Annotated in this window: 15 protein-coding genes; 14 read left to right on the top strand and 1 reads right to left on the bottom strand. The window is 63.1% G+C overall.

The genetic code is table 11. From position 1 onward, the window contains the following. The first annotated feature begins 9 nt into the window (after positions 1 to 9). The 14 genes from ruvA (at position 10) to ftsH (ending at position 13,093) form a co-directional block, all read left to right on the top strand. Positions 10 to 630, top strand: a complete 621-nt coding sequence (gene ruvA / locus NKJ35_RS18550; protein WP_254816462.1) for a Holliday junction branch migration protein RuvA — start codon at positions 10 to 12, stop codon at positions 628 to 630. Positions 631 to 697: 67 nt separating this feature from the next. Continuing rightward, a complete protein-coding gene (locus NKJ35_RS18555; RefSeq protein ID WP_352476100.1) occupies positions 698 to 982 on the top strand; it encodes an AbrB/MazE/SpoVT family DNA-binding domain-containing protein in 285 nt (94 codons plus the stop codon). Then, on the top strand, positions 979 to 1,383 hold the full coding sequence (locus NKJ35_RS18560) for a type II toxin-antitoxin system VapC family toxin (protein ID WP_352649036.1): 405 nt from the start codon (positions 979 to 981) through the stop codon (positions 1,381 to 1,383). Before NKJ35_RS18555 ends, NKJ35_RS18560 begins: the two co-directional genes overlap by 4 nt. Then, positions 1,380 to 2,420 carry a Holliday junction branch migration DNA helicase RuvB gene (ruvB, locus tag NKJ35_RS18565; protein WP_023677999.1) on the top strand — a complete coding sequence of 347 codons (1,041 nt, stop codon included), beginning with the start codon at positions 1,380 to 1,382 and terminating at the stop codon, positions 2,418 to 2,420. Before NKJ35_RS18560 ends, ruvB begins: the two co-directional genes overlap by 4 nt. A 129-nt stretch (positions 2,421 to 2,549) precedes the next feature. Then, positions 2,550 to 3,020: a tol-pal system-associated acyl-CoA thioesterase gene (ybgC, locus tag NKJ35_RS18570; protein ID WP_352649038.1), complete on the top strand. Its 471-nt coding sequence runs from the start codon at positions 2,550 to 2,552 to the stop codon at positions 3,018 to 3,020. Positions 3,021 to 3,314: 294 nt separating this feature from the next. Further along, positions 3,315 to 4,025, top strand: coding sequence for a protein TolQ (gene tolQ, locus NKJ35_RS18575; RefSeq protein WP_254816465.1), 711 nt, complete (start codon positions 3,315 to 3,317; stop codon positions 4,023 to 4,025). A gap of 9 nt (positions 4,026 to 4,034) precedes the next feature. Next, complete coding sequence (gene tolR / locus NKJ35_RS18580; RefSeq protein ID WP_352649040.1) at positions 4,035 to 4,493, top strand: protein TolR; 459 nt, start codon at positions 4,035 to 4,037, stop codon at positions 4,491 to 4,493. Between the two features lie 7 nt (positions 4,494 to 4,500). Continuing rightward, positions 4,501 to 5,667, top strand: a complete 1,167-nt coding sequence (gene tolA, locus NKJ35_RS18585; RefSeq protein ID WP_352649042.1) for a cell envelope integrity protein TolA — start codon at positions 4,501 to 4,503, stop codon at positions 5,665 to 5,667. A gap of 28 nt (positions 5,668 to 5,695) precedes the next feature. After that, positions 5,696 to 7,006, top strand: a complete 1,311-nt coding sequence (gene tolB / locus NKJ35_RS18590) for a Tol-Pal system beta propeller repeat protein TolB (protein WP_352649044.1) — start codon at positions 5,696 to 5,698, stop codon at positions 7,004 to 7,006. Positions 7,007 to 7,102: 96 nt separating this feature from the next. Further along, positions 7,103 to 7,459: a four helix bundle protein gene (locus tag NKJ35_RS18595; protein WP_352649075.1), complete on the top strand. Its 357-nt coding sequence runs from the start codon at positions 7,103 to 7,105 to the stop codon at positions 7,457 to 7,459. Between the two features lie 229 nt (positions 7,460 to 7,688). Further along, positions 7,689 to 8,195, top strand: a complete 507-nt coding sequence (gene pal, locus NKJ35_RS18600) for a peptidoglycan-associated lipoprotein Pal (protein WP_352504953.1) — start codon at positions 7,689 to 7,691, stop codon at positions 8,193 to 8,195. Positions 8,196 to 8,383: 188 nt separating this feature from the next. After that, positions 8,384 to 9,499, top strand: coding sequence for a tol-pal system protein YbgF (gene ybgF, locus NKJ35_RS18605; protein ID WP_352649046.1), 1,116 nt, complete (start codon positions 8,384 to 8,386; stop codon positions 9,497 to 9,499). A gap of 54 nt (positions 9,500 to 9,553) precedes the next feature. Next, complete coding sequence (tilS, locus tag NKJ35_RS18610) at positions 9,554 to 11,062, top strand: tRNA lysidine(34) synthetase TilS (protein ID WP_352649048.1); 1,509 nt, start codon at positions 9,554 to 9,556, stop codon at positions 11,060 to 11,062. A gap of 105 nt (positions 11,063 to 11,167) precedes the next feature. Beyond that, positions 11,168 to 13,093: an ATP-dependent zinc metalloprotease FtsH gene (gene ftsH, locus NKJ35_RS18615; protein WP_352476109.1), complete on the top strand. Its 1,926-nt coding sequence runs from the start codon at positions 11,168 to 11,170 to the stop codon at positions 13,091 to 13,093. Between the two features lie 403 nt (positions 13,094 to 13,496). On the opposite strand, the gene NKJ35_RS18620 is transcribed toward ftsH, so the two are convergent. Then, positions 13,497 to 14,483: a hypothetical protein gene (locus tag NKJ35_RS18620; protein WP_352649050.1), complete on the bottom strand. Its 987-nt coding sequence runs from the start codon at positions 14,481 to 14,483 to the stop codon at positions 13,497 to 13,499. Between the last annotated feature and the right edge of the window lie 192 nt (positions 14,484 to 14,675).

Below are 14,675 nucleotides of genomic sequence, written 5' to 3' on the forward strand. Positions count from 1 at the left end.
CAAGCTCAAATGATCGGCAAGCTAAAAGGCACGCTGGACGAGATCGACGAGGATTTCTGCATCGTCGACGTGCATGGCGTCGGCTACGTCGCCTATTGCTCGGCGCGTACGCTGGCGGCATTGCCGCAGCCGGGCGAGGCGGTGGTGCTGTTCATCGAGACCTACGTACGCGAGGACATGCTGCGGCTCTATGGGTTCCAGTCGGTGCTGGAGCGCGAGTGGTTCCGGCTGTTGATGAACAATGTGCAAGGCGTCGGCGCCAAGGTGGCGCTGGCCATCCTGTCGACGCTGGCGCCGGCCGATCTCGCCAATGCGATTGCGCTGCGCGATATCGCCATGGTCAGCCGCGCGCCCGGCGTCGGCAAGAAGGTCGCCGAGCGCATCGTCACCGAGTTGAAGAACAAAGCGCCGGCCTATGCGGGCACCGCCTCCGGCACCATCGGCTTGAAGCAGGAGCTCGGTGAGGGCGTTGCCTCGGCGCCGATCACCGACGCCGTCTCGGCGCTGGTCAATCTCGGCTATTCGCGCGACACCGCCGCCAATGCAGTCGCAGCGGCGCTGAAGACGGCAGGTGAGGAGGCGGACGCATCGAAGCTGATCCGCTTCGGGCTGAAGGAGCTCGCACGGTGAGACGTTGCTGGAAAGTGAAATTCCAACTACTATGTGATCGGTAAGAATTTTCTCCAGGAGTAAGAATATGGGCGCATATGCCAGTCTGACCTCCAAGGGACAGCTCACGATTCCAAAGGACGTCCGCGACGCCTTGTCGCTCAAGACGGGCGATACGATCGCCTGGACGGTCATGGATGGTTACCTGATCGGAACGCCGCGCAACCTCGGATTTGCCGACCTCGCCGGATTCTTGGGTGATCCGCCTGGCGGTCCCGCTACGCTGGAGGAAATCGACGCCGCTGTGCGGGATGCCGTCGGCCGGCATGTTGTCGGGGATAGATCAAATGACGGACAAGAGGGTCCCGCTTGACGTCGATCGGCATCGATACCAACGTTCTGCTTCGCATGGTGCTCAATGATGATCCGGAGCAGCGGGCAAAGGCGCTTGCGTTCGGCAGCGGCCTTAGTGTGGAAATGCCCGGCTTCGTGAGTTTGATCGTGCTGGTCGAATTCAGCTGGTCGTTGGCTTCGCGCTACAGGCAGCCAAAGGAACAAGTATTGGCCGCAATCCAGAGGCTGCTCAAGATCAAGACGCTGGAGTTCGAAGACTTCGATGCCATCGTCATCGCGCTCGCGCGATCGAATTCAGTGCAGGTCGACTTTGCCGACGCGTTGATTGCGGAACACAATCGAAAATTAGGTTGCTCGCACACGGTCACCTTCGATCAGCGCGCTGCCAAGGCCATTCCCGGTATGGAACTCCTCGCATGAGCCTTTCGCCACGCCTCATTGCTCCCGACAGACGCGGCGAGGACGCCGAGCAGACCTTGCGGCCGCAGACGCTCGGCGACTTCGTCGGCCAGGCGGCGGTGCGGGCCAATCTCAAAGTCTTCATCGAGGCCGCCAAGGGCCGCAGCGAAGCGCTCGACCATGTGCTGTTCGTCGGCCCGCCCGGCCTCGGCAAGACGACGCTGGCGCAGATCATGGCGCGCGAGCTCGGCGTCAATTTCCGGTCGACCTCGGGTCCGGTCATCGCCAAGGCCGGCGATCTGGCGGCGCTGCTCACCAACCTCGAAGACCGCGACGTGCTGTTCATCGACGAGATCCACCGGCTCAACCCGGCGGTCGAGGAAATCCTCTATCCGGCGATGGAGGATTTCCAGCTCGACCTGATCATCGGCGAGGGGCCAGCGGCGCGTTCGGTCAAGATCGACTTGGCCCGTTTCACGCTAGTCGCCGCCACCACCCGGCTCGGCCTGTTGACCAACCCGCTGCGCGACCGCTTCGGGATTCCGGTGCGGCTCAATTTCTACTCGGTCGAGGAACTCGAGCAGATCGTGCGGCGCGGCGCCCGCATCCTTGCCATGCCGCTCGGCGACGACGGTGCCTTGGAGATCGCCCGGCGGGCGCGCGGCACGCCGCGCATCGCCGGCCGGCTGTTGCGCCGGGTGCGCGACTTCGCCAGCGTTGCCGGCGACGGTCATGTCGACCGCAAGGTCGCCGACGAGGCGCTGACGCGGCTGGAGGTCGACGGGCTCGGCCTCGACGCGCTCGACCGCCGTTATCTGTCGATGATCGCCCGGAATTTCGGCGGCGGGCCGGTCGGCATCGAGACCATCGCTGCCGGGCTTTCCGAGCCACGCGATGCCATCGAGGACATCATCGAACCCTTTCTGATCCAGCAAGGCTTCATCATGCGTACCCCGCGCGGCCGCGTGCTGGCGGCCAATGCCTGGCGGCATCTCGGCCTCGACGCGCCGAAGGACCTGGCGCAGCAGCAGATCAGCCTGTTCCAGGAAGAGCCCTAAGTTCCGCTACTTATGGCTTTGGTGCTGGCAGTTCCCCGGCCCAGCCCTCCAGGTCTTGATCATCGCCGGTCTATGCGCAAAACAGGTGGTGCCAAAACAGATGCTCGTCGGGACCAAAGGGACAGCGCAATGGACGATCACGGTGAATCGGCATTGTCCTCCGGGCTTTCCGGCGCGCTGACGGAATTCGGCCATCGATTGATGGCGCGGGTCTATTATGCAGATACCGATTTTTCCGGCGTCGTCTACCACGCGCGCTATCTCGAATTCTTCGAGCGCGGCCGTTCCGACTATCTGCGGCTGGCCGGCGTCCACCACACCGAGCTTGCCGACGGCAAGCATGGCGAGAGAATTGTCTGGGTGGTGCGGCGCATGGAGATCGACTTCCGCGGTTCGGCCCGCATGGACGACATCCTGACTATCGATACGCGCACCGACGAGATTTCCGGCGCCCGCATCGTCATGGCGCAACAGTTGAAGCGCGGCAGCGAAGTGCTGGTCGAGGCGCGTGTCGAAGCGGCGATTGTCGGCGAGAACGGGCGGCCGCGGCGCTTTCCCAAGGACTGGATCGCGGCCTTCATGCCCAGAACGCGCAAATAAGGCTCAGAGGCGGACGATCCGGAACTCCTGATCGGGGCGAGGATCGCCGGGCGGCTCGTCCGGGCGCGGCAATGCGACGCGCTCTACGTCATAACCCATCCTTAACCATAACGGTCCATGAAGGGATTGGTTAAGATTGGGAGAATCCAAGCGCCTTCCTTTCACCAATATTTGCCCCGAAAAGGCCGCCAACGGTGCATTTGGGGTTATTCCGCAAGCCTAACGCGAACGGACCACAAGGGATGCCCATGGGCCAGCCGCCAGCCACGCCCGGAAAATCTTTAAGGACGTAACATGGAAAACATCGCTCTCGCCGAACCGGGCGCGCATTTATCGATTTGGGCCTTGTTCATGCAGGCCGGTTGGGTGGTCAAGCTGGTCATGATCGGCTTGCTCTGCGCCTCGATCTGGACCTGGGCAATCATCGTCGACAAGCTCGTCGCCTATGCCCGCATGCGGCTGGCGCTCAACCGCTTCGAGCAGGTGTTCTGGTCGGGACAGTCGCTGGAAGAGCTTTACCGCACGCTCGCCGACCGCAAGACGACCGGCATGAGCGCGATCTTCGTCGCCGCCATGCGCGAATGGAAGAAAAGCTTCGAGAAAGGCGCGAAATCGCCGCTCGGCCTGCAGACCCGCATCGACAAGGCAATGGATCTGGCGTTGACCCGCGAAATGGAAAAGCTGGAAGGGCGGCTCGGGTTTCTCGCCACCACCGGCTCCGCGGCGCCCTTCATCGGCCTGTTCGGCACCGTGATCGGCATCATGACCTCGTTCCAGGCGATCGCCGCCTCGAAGAACACCAGCCTGTCGGTGGTCGCGCCCGGCATCGCCGAAGCGCTGCTGGCGACAGCCATCGGCCTGCTCGCCGCCATCCCTGCCGTCATCGCCTACAACAAGCTGTCGTCGGACGCGAGCAAGATCGCGGTGCGCATGGAAGGGTTCGCGGATGAGTTCTCCGCCATACTCTCGCGCCAAATCGATGAAAAAGTCGCGCAGAAGGCCTGAGGAACGATAATGGGAATGTCCGTAAGCGCAGGTGGTGGAGGACGCGGCGGGCGCGGCCACCGGCGGCGCGGCCGCCATCACGCCTTGATATCGGAGATCAACGTCACGCCGATGGTCGACGTGATGCTGGTGCTGCTGATCATCTTCATGGTCGCGGCGCCGCTGCTGACGGTCGGCGTGCCAGTCGACCTGCCGGAGACGAAGGCCAAGGCGATGAACGCCGATACCCAGCCAATCACGATCACGATCGACGGCATGGGAAAGATTTTCCTGCAGGAGACCGAAATTCCGCAGGAGGAGTTGATCGCCAAGCTGCAGGCGATTTCCAAGACCGGCTACGAGGAGCGCATCTACATCCGCGGCGACAAGGCTACCAACTATGGCGCCGCGATGGAAGTGATGGGTCTCATCCAGGACGCCGGCTACAAGAATTTAGGCCTGCTTTCGCTGCCGAAACAGGATCAATAGACGCAAGATGAAGACCGGCCTCACCACATCGGTGATCTTGCATACGGTGGCAATCGCCTTCGGCCTGTTCACGCTGTCGGCGCCGGCTGCGCTTCCGTCGTCCGATGTCGAGTCGGTCGCAGTGGACATTGTGCCGATGGAGGCCGTCTCGCAGGTTTTGCAGGGCGACAAGAAAGCCGTGATGCACGAAAAGCCGGCGCCGCTGCCGACACAGCGTCCCGACATCGTAGCCGATGCCCAGAAAGTCGGAGAAAATAGCGTCGATACCGACAAGCCGCCGACACCTGAGGCCAAGCCTAAGCCGGTCGATATGACGGCGGCTCCGCCACCCGCGCCGACCCCGGTCGAGAAGCCGAAGACCGAAGACGTGCCGAAGCCGCCGGAAAAGCCGAAGCCTATTCCCGCAACGGAGGTAGCGCCGGTGCCGCAGCCGAAGGAAGAGGTCAAGCCCGAACCGGTCAAGCAGACCGATCCCAAGCCGACGCCGGCCAAGGAGCCGACGCCCACGCCGCCGCAGGACAAGACCGCCGCGATCGATCCGCAGCCCGAGGTCAAGCCGGATGCCGTCGCCGAGGCGATTGCCAAGCAACCGCCTACCGAGGAGGCGCAGCTTCCGGACTCGGCGCCGGCGCCTGAGGCCCGGCCGAAGCCGCAGCCGGCCCAGGCTGAAAGCGCGAAGGCGCCGGAGCGCAAGGACACCGACAAGCCGGTCAAGGAAGCCTCCTCCAGGCCGAAATCGGACGATAAGCAATTCAATGCGGATGAGATTTCGGCGCTGCTCGACAAACAGAAACCGTCCGGCGGCGGCGCCAAGCGCTCGACCCAGCAGGCTTCGCTCGGCGGCGAGAAGAACCAAGGCACCAAACTCTCGCAGAGCGAGCTTGATGGCCTGAAGGCCCAGATCAAACGCTGCTGGAGTGTGACACCCGGCACATTCGATGGCGACAGCCAAAAAGTCACCATCAGGATGAAGCTCACGCAAAATGGCGAGATCGACGGCGCTCCGGAAGTCGGATCCGCGGGCGATGGCTCAATGGGCTCCCGAGTCGCCTCGGAAGCAGCGCGGCGCGCAGTGCTGCGATGTGCGCCCTACAATCTGCCCGTCGCAAAATATGACGGCGAGCTGGGATGGAACGAGGTCGAGGTCAATTTCATCCCCAGCGACATGTATTGATTGCCGAGAGAACAACGAGGCTGAACGAATGAAGAAGTTGCTTACGACGCTGATACTGATCGGCACGATTGCGACCGCCATGAGCGGGCTCGCGACGCTGCCGGCAATGGCGTTGGTCCAGCTCGACTTGACTCAACCCAATATCGAGCCTCTGCCGATCGCCATCACCGACTTTCAATCGGGCGACGCATTGGGCGCGGAGATATCGGGGATCGTCATCGACGATCTGAAGCGCTCGGGCCTGTTTGCTCCGATCGACAAGAGCGCTTTCATTGAAAAAATCTCCAACCCGGATGCCACGCCCCGCTTCGAGGACTGGAAGGTAATCAACGCCCAGGCTTTGGTCACCGGCAGCGTCGGCAAGGAAGCCGACGGCCGCATCCGCGCCCAGTACCGGCTGTGGGACGCCTTTGCCGGCCAGCAGCTCTCGGGCGAACAGTTCTTCGCCAACGACGCCAATACCAGGCGCGTCGGCCATATCATCGCCGATGCGATCTACGAGCGGCTGACCGGCGAGAAGGGCTATTTCGACACGCGCGTCGTCTTCATCGACGAGTCCGGTGCCAAGAATGCGCGCAAGAAGCGGCTTGCCATCATGGACCAGGACGGCGCCAACGTCCGCTATCTCTCGAACGGCAAATCGATCGTGCTGACGCCGCGCTTCTCGCCAAACCGGCAGGAAATCACCTACATGTCCTATGAAAGCGGTCAGCCGCGGGTTTACCTTTTGCAGATCGAGACGGGGCAGCGCGAACTGGTCGGCAATTTCCCCGGCATGACGTTTGCGCCGCGCTTTTCGCCGGACGGCCAGAAGGTGATCATGAGCCTGCTGCGCGATGACGGCAATTCCAACATCTTCGCCATGGACCTGAGAAGCCGCTCGACGACCAGGCTTACCAACTCGACCGCCATCGACACCTCACCGTCCTACTCGCCTGACGGCAGCAAGGTGGTGTTCACCTCGGATCGCGGCGGCCGCGCGCAGATCTATGTGATGGGCGCCGACGGCTCGGGCCAGACCCGCATCTCGTTCGGCGACGGCGTCTATTCGACGCCGGTGTGGTCGCCGCGCGGCGATCTCATCGCCTTCACCAAGCAGACCGGCGGCGAATTCCAGATCGGCGTCATGCGCACCGACGGTTCGGGTGAGCGCATCCTGTCCACCGGCTTTCAGCAGGAAGGGCCGACCTGGGCACCCAACGGCCGGGTGCTGATGTTCTTCCGTGATTCCAATGGCGGACCAAAACTTGTTTCGGTCGATCTCACCGGCCGCAACGAACAGCCGATCCCGACGGCGAACTTCGCCTCGGATCCGGCCTGGTCGCCGCTGCTGGAATAGGCGGGAAGAGGAATTGAGGAATTGAAGAACTGACGAACTGACGAGTTGAAGAACTGAAGAGTTGAAGAACTGAAGAATGGAGAAGGCAGAGGTCACATCGAGCACGCGAGGGATTTAGAAGTCTATAAGCGTGCCTATGCGGTTTCCCTTGGGGTACACAGAGCCACGCTTGCCTTTCCGAAAATGGAGCAATACGCGCTCGCCGATCAACTACGTGGTTCCAGCAAGGCGATCTGCGCCAATTTGGCCGAAGGCTTTGCCAAACAGACCCACTCCAAGCCCGAATTCGCACGGTTCACTTCGATGGCCATAGGATCGTGCAGTGAAGTGGAGACCTGGATTTCGTATGCGTTCGACCTCGAGTACATCACACAGGCGCAACGCGACGATTGGTTGCAATCCTATGCCCGCGTCTATGGAATGCTGGTCAATCTCAGAGAGAAGCTGAGGTGATCTCTTCCTCAATTCCTCGATTCCTCAACTCCTCAATTCCCTCTTTTCATGTTTTGGCCGCATTTCCGCCTACGGTCCGCGCTCATTGTCGCCCTTGAGTAGCCCTCGGCAGAACGGTTGCGGACGGCAGCCGAAACCAAATTTTAACCGTGTTTCTTGAGCGTCGGTTAACCCAAACGTGGTTACTGGACGATCAATGAAATCACTCGAATTGCGAAGGAGAGGCGGCATGGGCCGTATCGCAGCACTTACCACAAACCCGGTCATGATCGCGCTCGTCGCGATGCTCGCGATCACCGGTTGCGCCTCGAAGAAGACGCCGAACAGCGCCGCCGATCTCGGACTCAACGGCGCCGGCGCGGCAACGCCCGGGTCGGCCCAGGACTTTACCGTCAATATCGGCGACCGCATCTTCTTCGACACCGATTCGTCATCGATCCGCGCCGACGCGCAGACGACGCTGTCGCGCCAGGCGCAGTGGCTGAACCAGTACAAGCAGTATGCCATCGTCATCGAAGGCCATGCCGACGAGCGCGGCACGCGCGAATACAATCTGGCGCTCGGCGCCCGCCGTGCTGCCGCCACCCGCGACTTCCTGGTTGCCAAAGGGGTTTCGGCACAGCGCCTGAAGACTATTTCCTACGGCAAGGAGCGTCCGGTCGCGGTTTGCGACGACATCTCCTGCTGGTCGCAGAACCGCCGCGCCGTGACCACACTGAGCGGCGCCGGCTCCTGATCGGCAAAAATGCAACACTTGGTGCGAAAGGCGGCCGCAGGGCCGCCTTTTTCGTATCTGCTCGCTCCAAACAAAATTTGGCCGAAGTCTCACGTCCTGTTAAGAGCCGAGAGCGTCTGGCCAGTCCCCAGTTGGCTGGTCTACTTCGAGTGAGAGGCGCGCAACAATGGTTTCACGGCGAGAGGCACATGCATTTCAGATCGGTCTTGAGCGGCACGCTTGCGCTGCTGCTCGTATCAAGTATCGCGGCACTTGCTGACGGTATCGGGGCAAACGGCACCGAGCAGTCATCGCAAAGCGGTTTTTCCTTCCATCTGCCGACGATCAAACTGCCCGGCATTTTCGGCGAAAGGAAAAAGCCGGATCAGGTTCAATTCGCGCAACAGGATGGCACCGGCACTCCGGCGCTGGAGGAACAGCTCCGGCAGATGAACGGCAAGATCGAGGAACTCAATTTCCAGGTCCTGCAGATGCAGGAGCAGATCCGCAAGCAGCAGGAAGACAACGAATTCCGTTTCCAGCAGTTGGAAGGCGGTCCGCAAGGCGCGCAGCAGCCGGCCGGGCAGAAGAAGTCCGAGGCCGCGCCTAGCAGCGACAGCCCCAACGGCGACGGTAACATGGCGGAGGCGCCGGCAACGCAGGCTCCGGCCGACGCGGGCAAGGCAGCAGACGGCGGCAAAAGCGTCGAGGACGTCATCATCGAATCGCCCAACGGCGATCCCGGCAAGCTGATCCCCGGCGCGCCGCCCAAGACGTTCGGCACCATCACCGTCGACAAAAACGGCAATGTCATCGAAGCCGATGGCAATGCGCAGGCGAACGCGCCGTCGCAGAATACGGCCCCAGCCAACGGCGCCAGCGCGGCTGGCAACAAGGCCGGTAAATCCGACGACACGGTGGTCGCGGCACTCCCATCGACCAACGACCCGGAGGAGCTTTACCGCAACTCTTACCAGTTCATCCTGTCGGGCGACTACAGCACCGCCGAACAGGGTTTCCGCGATCACATCGCCCGTTTTCCCCGGGACGCCAAAGCGGCGGATGCGCATTACTGGCTTGGTGAATCGCTGCTCGGCCAGCAGAAATACCGCGATGCGGCCGAGATTTTCCTCGCTGCCAGCAAGGACTATCCGAAGGCCAAGAAGGCGCCCGACATGCTGCTGAAGCTCGGCGTTTCACTGGTCGGGCTGAAACAGCGCGACGTGGCCTGTGCCACTTTCAGCGAGATCGGCAAGCGCTACCCTGATATTTCCGGCGCGCTCAAGGAGCGGGTCAAGCAGGAAAGGGCACTCGCGGCGTGCTAGTTTTTCCGTTGCGTGTCGTTGCCGCAAAACCGGGCCCACGCTTGGGCGACATGCATGACGCTCGACACCGAGCCTGACCTTTCGGATTTTTCGCGGATCGACTTTTCCAACGGCGCTGTTGCGGCCGTGTCCGGCGGCAGCGACTCGACCGCCCTTCTCCTCCTCCTCAAAGCCCATCTCGACCGTAACGCCCCGGCAACGAAATTGCTGGCGGTAACGATCGATCATCGATTGCGGCCGCAAGCGGCAGCGGAAGCGCAAGCCGTGGCCAGGCTGTGCGCGGCGCGCGGCATTGCCCATCGCGTCCTCGCCTGGTCGGGGCACAAACCATCGACCGGCCTGCCCGCCGCCGCGCGCGAAGCCCGATACCGGCTGCTCGCCGAGGCCGCCGAAGCGGCAGGCATCGGCCTGATCCTGACTGGCCACACCGCCGACGACCAGGCCGAGACCGTGCTGATGCGGCAAGCGCGGGACGAGTGGGCGCGGGACGAGTGGGCGCGTGACGAGTGGGCACGTGACGAGCGGCCAAGTGACGAGCGGCCAAGTGACGGAGGGCAAAGCGACGACGGGCAGCGCGAGGAAGGGCGGGGTCTTGCCGGCATGGCGCCGGCAACCCTCTACGACTGGCGGCACTGGATCGTGCGGCCACTGCTCGGCGTAAGGCGTGAGGCACTGCGCGAATTCCTGCGGCGTGAACAGGTTGCCTGGATCGAAGATCCGACCAATGCCGACACCGCTTTCGAGCGGCCGCGCGTCCGCGCAGCACTTGCCGAAGGCGATGGTGCGCCACGCGTGGCTGAAGCGATAGCGCTGGCCAGAAAGGTGGCGGCCGAGCGTGAGCAACTGGGACGCCGCGCGGCCATGCTGATCCGCAGCTTGGCCTCCAGGCCAGCCGCCGGCCTAGTCCGCCTCAACCGGGATTTTGCGACGGAAAGCGACAGCGGGGCGGCCATTTATGCGCTGCGCATTCTGCTGGCGGCGACCGGCGGCACAGCCTTCCTTCCCGACCAGGCCCGCAGCGAAGCCCTTTTCGGCCGGCTCCGCACCGGGCCGCTTTGTGCCACATTGTCGCGGACCGTGATCGATGCCCGGCGTACCGGTATCTTTCTGCATCGCGAATTGCGCGATCTGCCGCCCGCTGTCGAGGTTTCCGACAATGCGCTTTGGGACGGCCGCAGACGGATCACATTGGGCGACAGTTCAGGTGCATTGTTGATCGCGCCGCTGTTGGTAGCACCGCTCGGGGCGGCTCTTGCCGCAAAGCGGGCAATTGCCGGGCATGGCACGCCGGCAAGCCTTGTACGCGCGGCCCTGGCCGCCGAGCCGGCGCTATGGCGGGATGGCGAATGCCTTGGTCTGCCTGGGGAAGGCCCGGGTTTGCCCGGGGAAGGCCCGATGCCGGCTGCTGTCGCCGCATATCCGGCAGTCGCGCCCTTCGCCCGTTTCCTGCCGTCCTTCGATCTGGCGCCGGCCGATGCCGTCGCCGCCTTGCTTGGCGCGGCGCCGGTTCCAGCCTCGCCATTCGGCGGCCACAGTGCCGGCCTACCACGGGCGAAAGCTTAACCGAGACCTGCTGTTATGCTTGGCAAGGGGAGACGCTCTCCCTATGTTAGGGCCAAGTTTCCTCTCACGACGCGTGTCCGCCCAGCGGCGCCAACGGGACAATTGATGAATCCGAATTATCGCAACCTCGCGCTCTGGGCGATCATAGCGGTCCTGCTCATCGCTCTCTTCAATCTTTTCCAGACGCCGCAGACGCGTGGGGCCTCGAGCGATGTCCCCTATTCGCAGTTCCTGCAGGAAGTCGCCGCCGGACGGATCAAGTCGGTGACCATCGCCGGCGCCCGTATCTCCGGCAATTACACGGACAGCTCCAACGGTTTCCAGACCTATTCGCCTGGGGACCCGTCACTGGTTTCGCGTCTGCAGGACAAGAACGTCACCATCAATGCGCGTCCTGAATCCGACGGCTCCAATTCGCTGTTCGGCACCCTGATCTCCTGGCTGCCGATGATCCTCATCCTCGGCGTCTGGATATTCTTCATGCGCCAGATGCAGTCCGGTTCCGGCCGTGCCATGGGCTTCGGCAAGTCGAAGGCCAAGCTGTTGACCGAAGCGCATGGCCGCGTCACCTTTCAGGACGTCGCTGGCGTCGACGAAGCCAAGCAAGATCTGGAAGAGATCGTCGAGTTCCTGCGCGACCCGCAGAAATTCCAGCGGCTCGGCGGCAAGATCCCGCGCGGCGTGCTGCTCGTCGGTCCTCCCGGAACCGGCAAGACGCTGCTCGCCCGCTCGGTCGCCGGTGAAGCCAACGTGCCGTTCTTCACCATTTCGGGCTCGGACTTTGTCGAGATGTTCGTCGGCGTCGGCGCAAGCCGCGTCCGCGACATGTTCGACCAGGCCAAGAAGAATGCGCCTTGCATCATCTTCATCGACGAAATCGACGCGGTCGGCCGCCATCGCGGTGCCGGCCTCGGCGGCGGCAATGACGAACGCGAGCAGACGCTGAACCAGCTGCTGGTCGAGATGGATGGCTTCGAATCCAACGAAAGCATCATCCTGATCGCCGCCACCAACCGGCCCGACGTGCTCGATCCGGCGCTGCTCAGGCCGGGCCGCTTCGATCGCCAGGTGGTGGTGCCGAACCCCGACATCGTCGGCCGCGAGAAGATCCTGAAGGTGCATGTGCGCAACGTGCCGCTGGCGCCCAATGTCGACCTCAAGGTGATCGCGCGCGGCACGCCGGGCTTTTCCGGCGCCGACCTGATGAACCTGGTCAACGAGTCCGCCCTGATGGCGGCGCGGCGCAACAAACGCCTCGTCACCATGGCCGAATTCGAGGACGCCAAGGACAAGATCATGATGGGCGCCGAGCGCCGCTCGTCGGCGATGACGCAGGCCGAGAAGGAGCTGACCGCCTATCACGAGGCCGGCCACGCCATCCTGGCGCTCAACGTGCCGTCGGCCGATCCGTTGCACAAGGCGACCATCATTCCGCGCGGCCGGGCACTCGGCATGGTCATGCAGCTGCCGGAAGGCGACCGCTATTCGATGAGCTACAAATACATGATCTCGCGGCTCGCCATCATGATGGGCGGCCGTGTCGCCGAGGAGTTCAAGTTCGGCAAGGAGAACATCACCTCGGGCGCCTCCTCCGACATCGAGCAGGCGACCAAGCTGGCGCGCGCCATGGTGACGCGCTGGGGCTTCTCCGACAAGCTCGGCCATGTCGCCTATGGCGACAACCAGGAGGAGGTGTTCCTCGGCCATTCGGTGGCGCGCACGCAGAACATCTCGGAAGAGACGGCGCAGATCATCGACGCCGAAGTGCGCCGGCTGATCGACGAGGCCTATTCGACGGCAAGGTCAATCCTGACCAAGAAAAAGAAGGAATGGATCGCGCTGGCGCAAGGCCTGCTCGAATACGAGACGCTGTCGGGCGAGGAGATCAAGCAGCTGATCGCCGGCAATAAGCCCGCCCGCGACCTCGGCGACGACACGCCGCCGAGCCGTGGCTCGGCCGTACCAAAGTCCGGCCGCCGCAAGAAGGGCCCCGAGCCCGAAGGCGGCATGGAACCCCAGCCGTCAAGCTAGGGCCCAGGACAGATCGACTTCGAAACGCCGCGGGCTCTAACCGCGGCGTTTTCTTTTTGATGTTCGCGAAGGCGCTGAAGCTGCCGATCTCCCCAGTTGTGGGCAGGGCTATCGCAGGTGGAAAGCCGAGGCTTTCGCCCTACGATGACCCTAACCCCCAAAAAGGGGATGGGACTCGGCGCCGACCTGGGCAAATTGCCTGCCTTTCCGGCGCCAAGGGCTCAACGGCGCCGACGCCCCACCCTCCGAGGCGGGTTTTTGCTTCCGGCGGCGGACAGAGGAGCGAAGGAACGCGACCTGACAGTTGGTCCGACCTCGGAAGGCCTTCTCACTTGTTCGGCAATAACAAAAAAGCCCGCGACCTTGCGGCTCGCGGGCTCCTATCGTCGGATGATGGCGCCGGTCAGCTCTTCAGCTTGGCGTTGCAGAGGCTGTAGAAGCCGCCGCCCTTCTGGATCCACCTGAGGCCGCCCAGCGTGTTGGCGTCCTTGTTGGCGTAATAGAGGTCGAGGCAGGTGTGCATGCGGCCCTTGGCCGGGGTCTCGGTTGCATACTTCTTGGAGATCGCCGTCGGGAATTTCACGCCCTGGGGGGCGGTGATGGTCGGCGGCTGCGGATCGCCGGTATACTTGGCATCGGGAGCCGGCAGGGTGTCGTCGTCGGCTGCGCCGGCGCCGCATTGGCTCTTGCGGAAGTCGTTCCACTTCATGCCGTTCAGCGTGTTGCCGGCCTTGGCAGCCTGATATTTGGCGCTGCAATCCGCCATGCTGAGGCCTTTGCCGGTATCGGTCGCGGCGGCCGTCGCCGCCTTGGCAGGTGCCGCGGCAGTCTGTGCCGCTGCAGTTGCGCCGGCGGCGCATTCACTCTTGCGGAAGTCGTTCCATTTCATGCCGTTGAGGGTGCCGGCAGCCTTGGCGGCCTGGTATTTGGTGCTGCATTCCTTGGCCGTCAGGCCCGGCGCAGCGTCGTCGGCGGCTGCCGCAGCCTTGGTCGTGGCGGCGGGTTGTGCGGCTGCCGTCGCGTCGGCGGCGCACTGTGTCTTGCGGAAATCGTTCCACTTCATGCCGTTCAGCGTGCCGGCGGCTTTTGCCGCCTGGTACTTGGTGCTGCACTCCTTCGCCGTCAGGCCCGGGGCCGCATCGTCGCCGGCGGCTGCCTTGGTGGTGTCAGTGGCCTTGGCCGGGGCGGTGTCGGTCGTAGCGGCGGTGGCATCGGTGCCGCATTGCGCCTTGCGGAACTGGTTCCAGTTCTGCCCGCCAAGCGTTCCCGCATCCTTCGCCGCGTTATACTTGGTGCTGCACTCGGCCATGGTCAGCGCATTGGCAGGCGCCGCCAGGAACAAGGTCGCGACGGCAAGACCCGTCAAAGTGGCAAGTCGGTGGATGAGCATGCGTTTTCTCCCTGTGGCAGTTCATGATATGTCCCAGTGCAGCAATAGCGCTCAACGGCTGGTTGCGCCAGATGCTAAGTAGCGTAGAGACAAATTTAGAGGTGCATTCTTTTCTTTAAGGTGATGAATTCGTTGCCGGGACCGTCTCCCAGCCAAATTCGTCCGGGTGCATTGCACGGAGAGCGCGCATAT

The organism is Mesorhizobium sp. M0136, from assembly GCF_040322515.1.
Classification (GTDB): domain Bacteria; phylum Pseudomonadota; class Alphaproteobacteria; order Rhizobiales; family Rhizobiaceae; genus Mesorhizobium.

Coding starts and splice junctions, on each gene's coding strand:
- ruvA (WP_254816462.1), top strand. CDS start 10: ATGATCGGCAAGCTAAAAGGCACGCTGGACGAGATCGACGAGGATTTC.
- NKJ35_RS18555 (WP_352476100.1), top strand. CDS start 698: ATGGGCGCATATGCCAGTCTGACCTCCAAGGGACAGCTCACGATTCCA.
- ruvB (WP_023677999.1), top strand. CDS start 1,380: ATGAGCCTTTCGCCACGCCTCATTGCTCCCGACAGACGCGGCGAGGAC.
- ybgC (WP_352649038.1), top strand. CDS start 2,550: ATGGACGATCACGGTGAATCGGCATTGTCCTCCGGGCTTTCCGGCGCG.
- tolQ (WP_254816465.1), top strand. CDS start 3,315: ATGGAAAACATCGCTCTCGCCGAACCGGGCGCGCATTTATCGATTTGG.
- tolR (WP_352649040.1), top strand. CDS start 4,035: ATGGGAATGTCCGTAAGCGCAGGTGGTGGAGGACGCGGCGGGCGCGGC.
- tolA (WP_352649042.1), top strand. CDS start 4,501: ATGAAGACCGGCCTCACCACATCGGTGATCTTGCATACGGTGGCAATC.
- tolB (WP_352649044.1), top strand. CDS start 5,696: ATGAAGAAGTTGCTTACGACGCTGATACTGATCGGCACGATTGCGACC.
- pal (WP_352504953.1), top strand. CDS start 7,689: ATGGGCCGTATCGCAGCACTTACCACAAACCCGGTCATGATCGCGCTC.
- ybgF (WP_352649046.1), top strand. CDS start 8,384: ATGCATTTCAGATCGGTCTTGAGCGGCACGCTTGCGCTGCTGCTCGTA.
- tilS (WP_352649048.1), top strand. CDS start 9,554: ATGACGCTCGACACCGAGCCTGACCTTTCGGATTTTTCGCGGATCGAC.
- ftsH (WP_352476109.1), top strand. CDS start 11,168: ATGAATCCGAATTATCGCAACCTCGCGCTCTGGGCGATCATAGCGGTC.
- NKJ35_RS18620 (WP_352649050.1), bottom strand. CDS start 14,483: ATGCTCATCCACCGACTTGCCACTTTGACGGGTCTTGCCGTCGCGACC.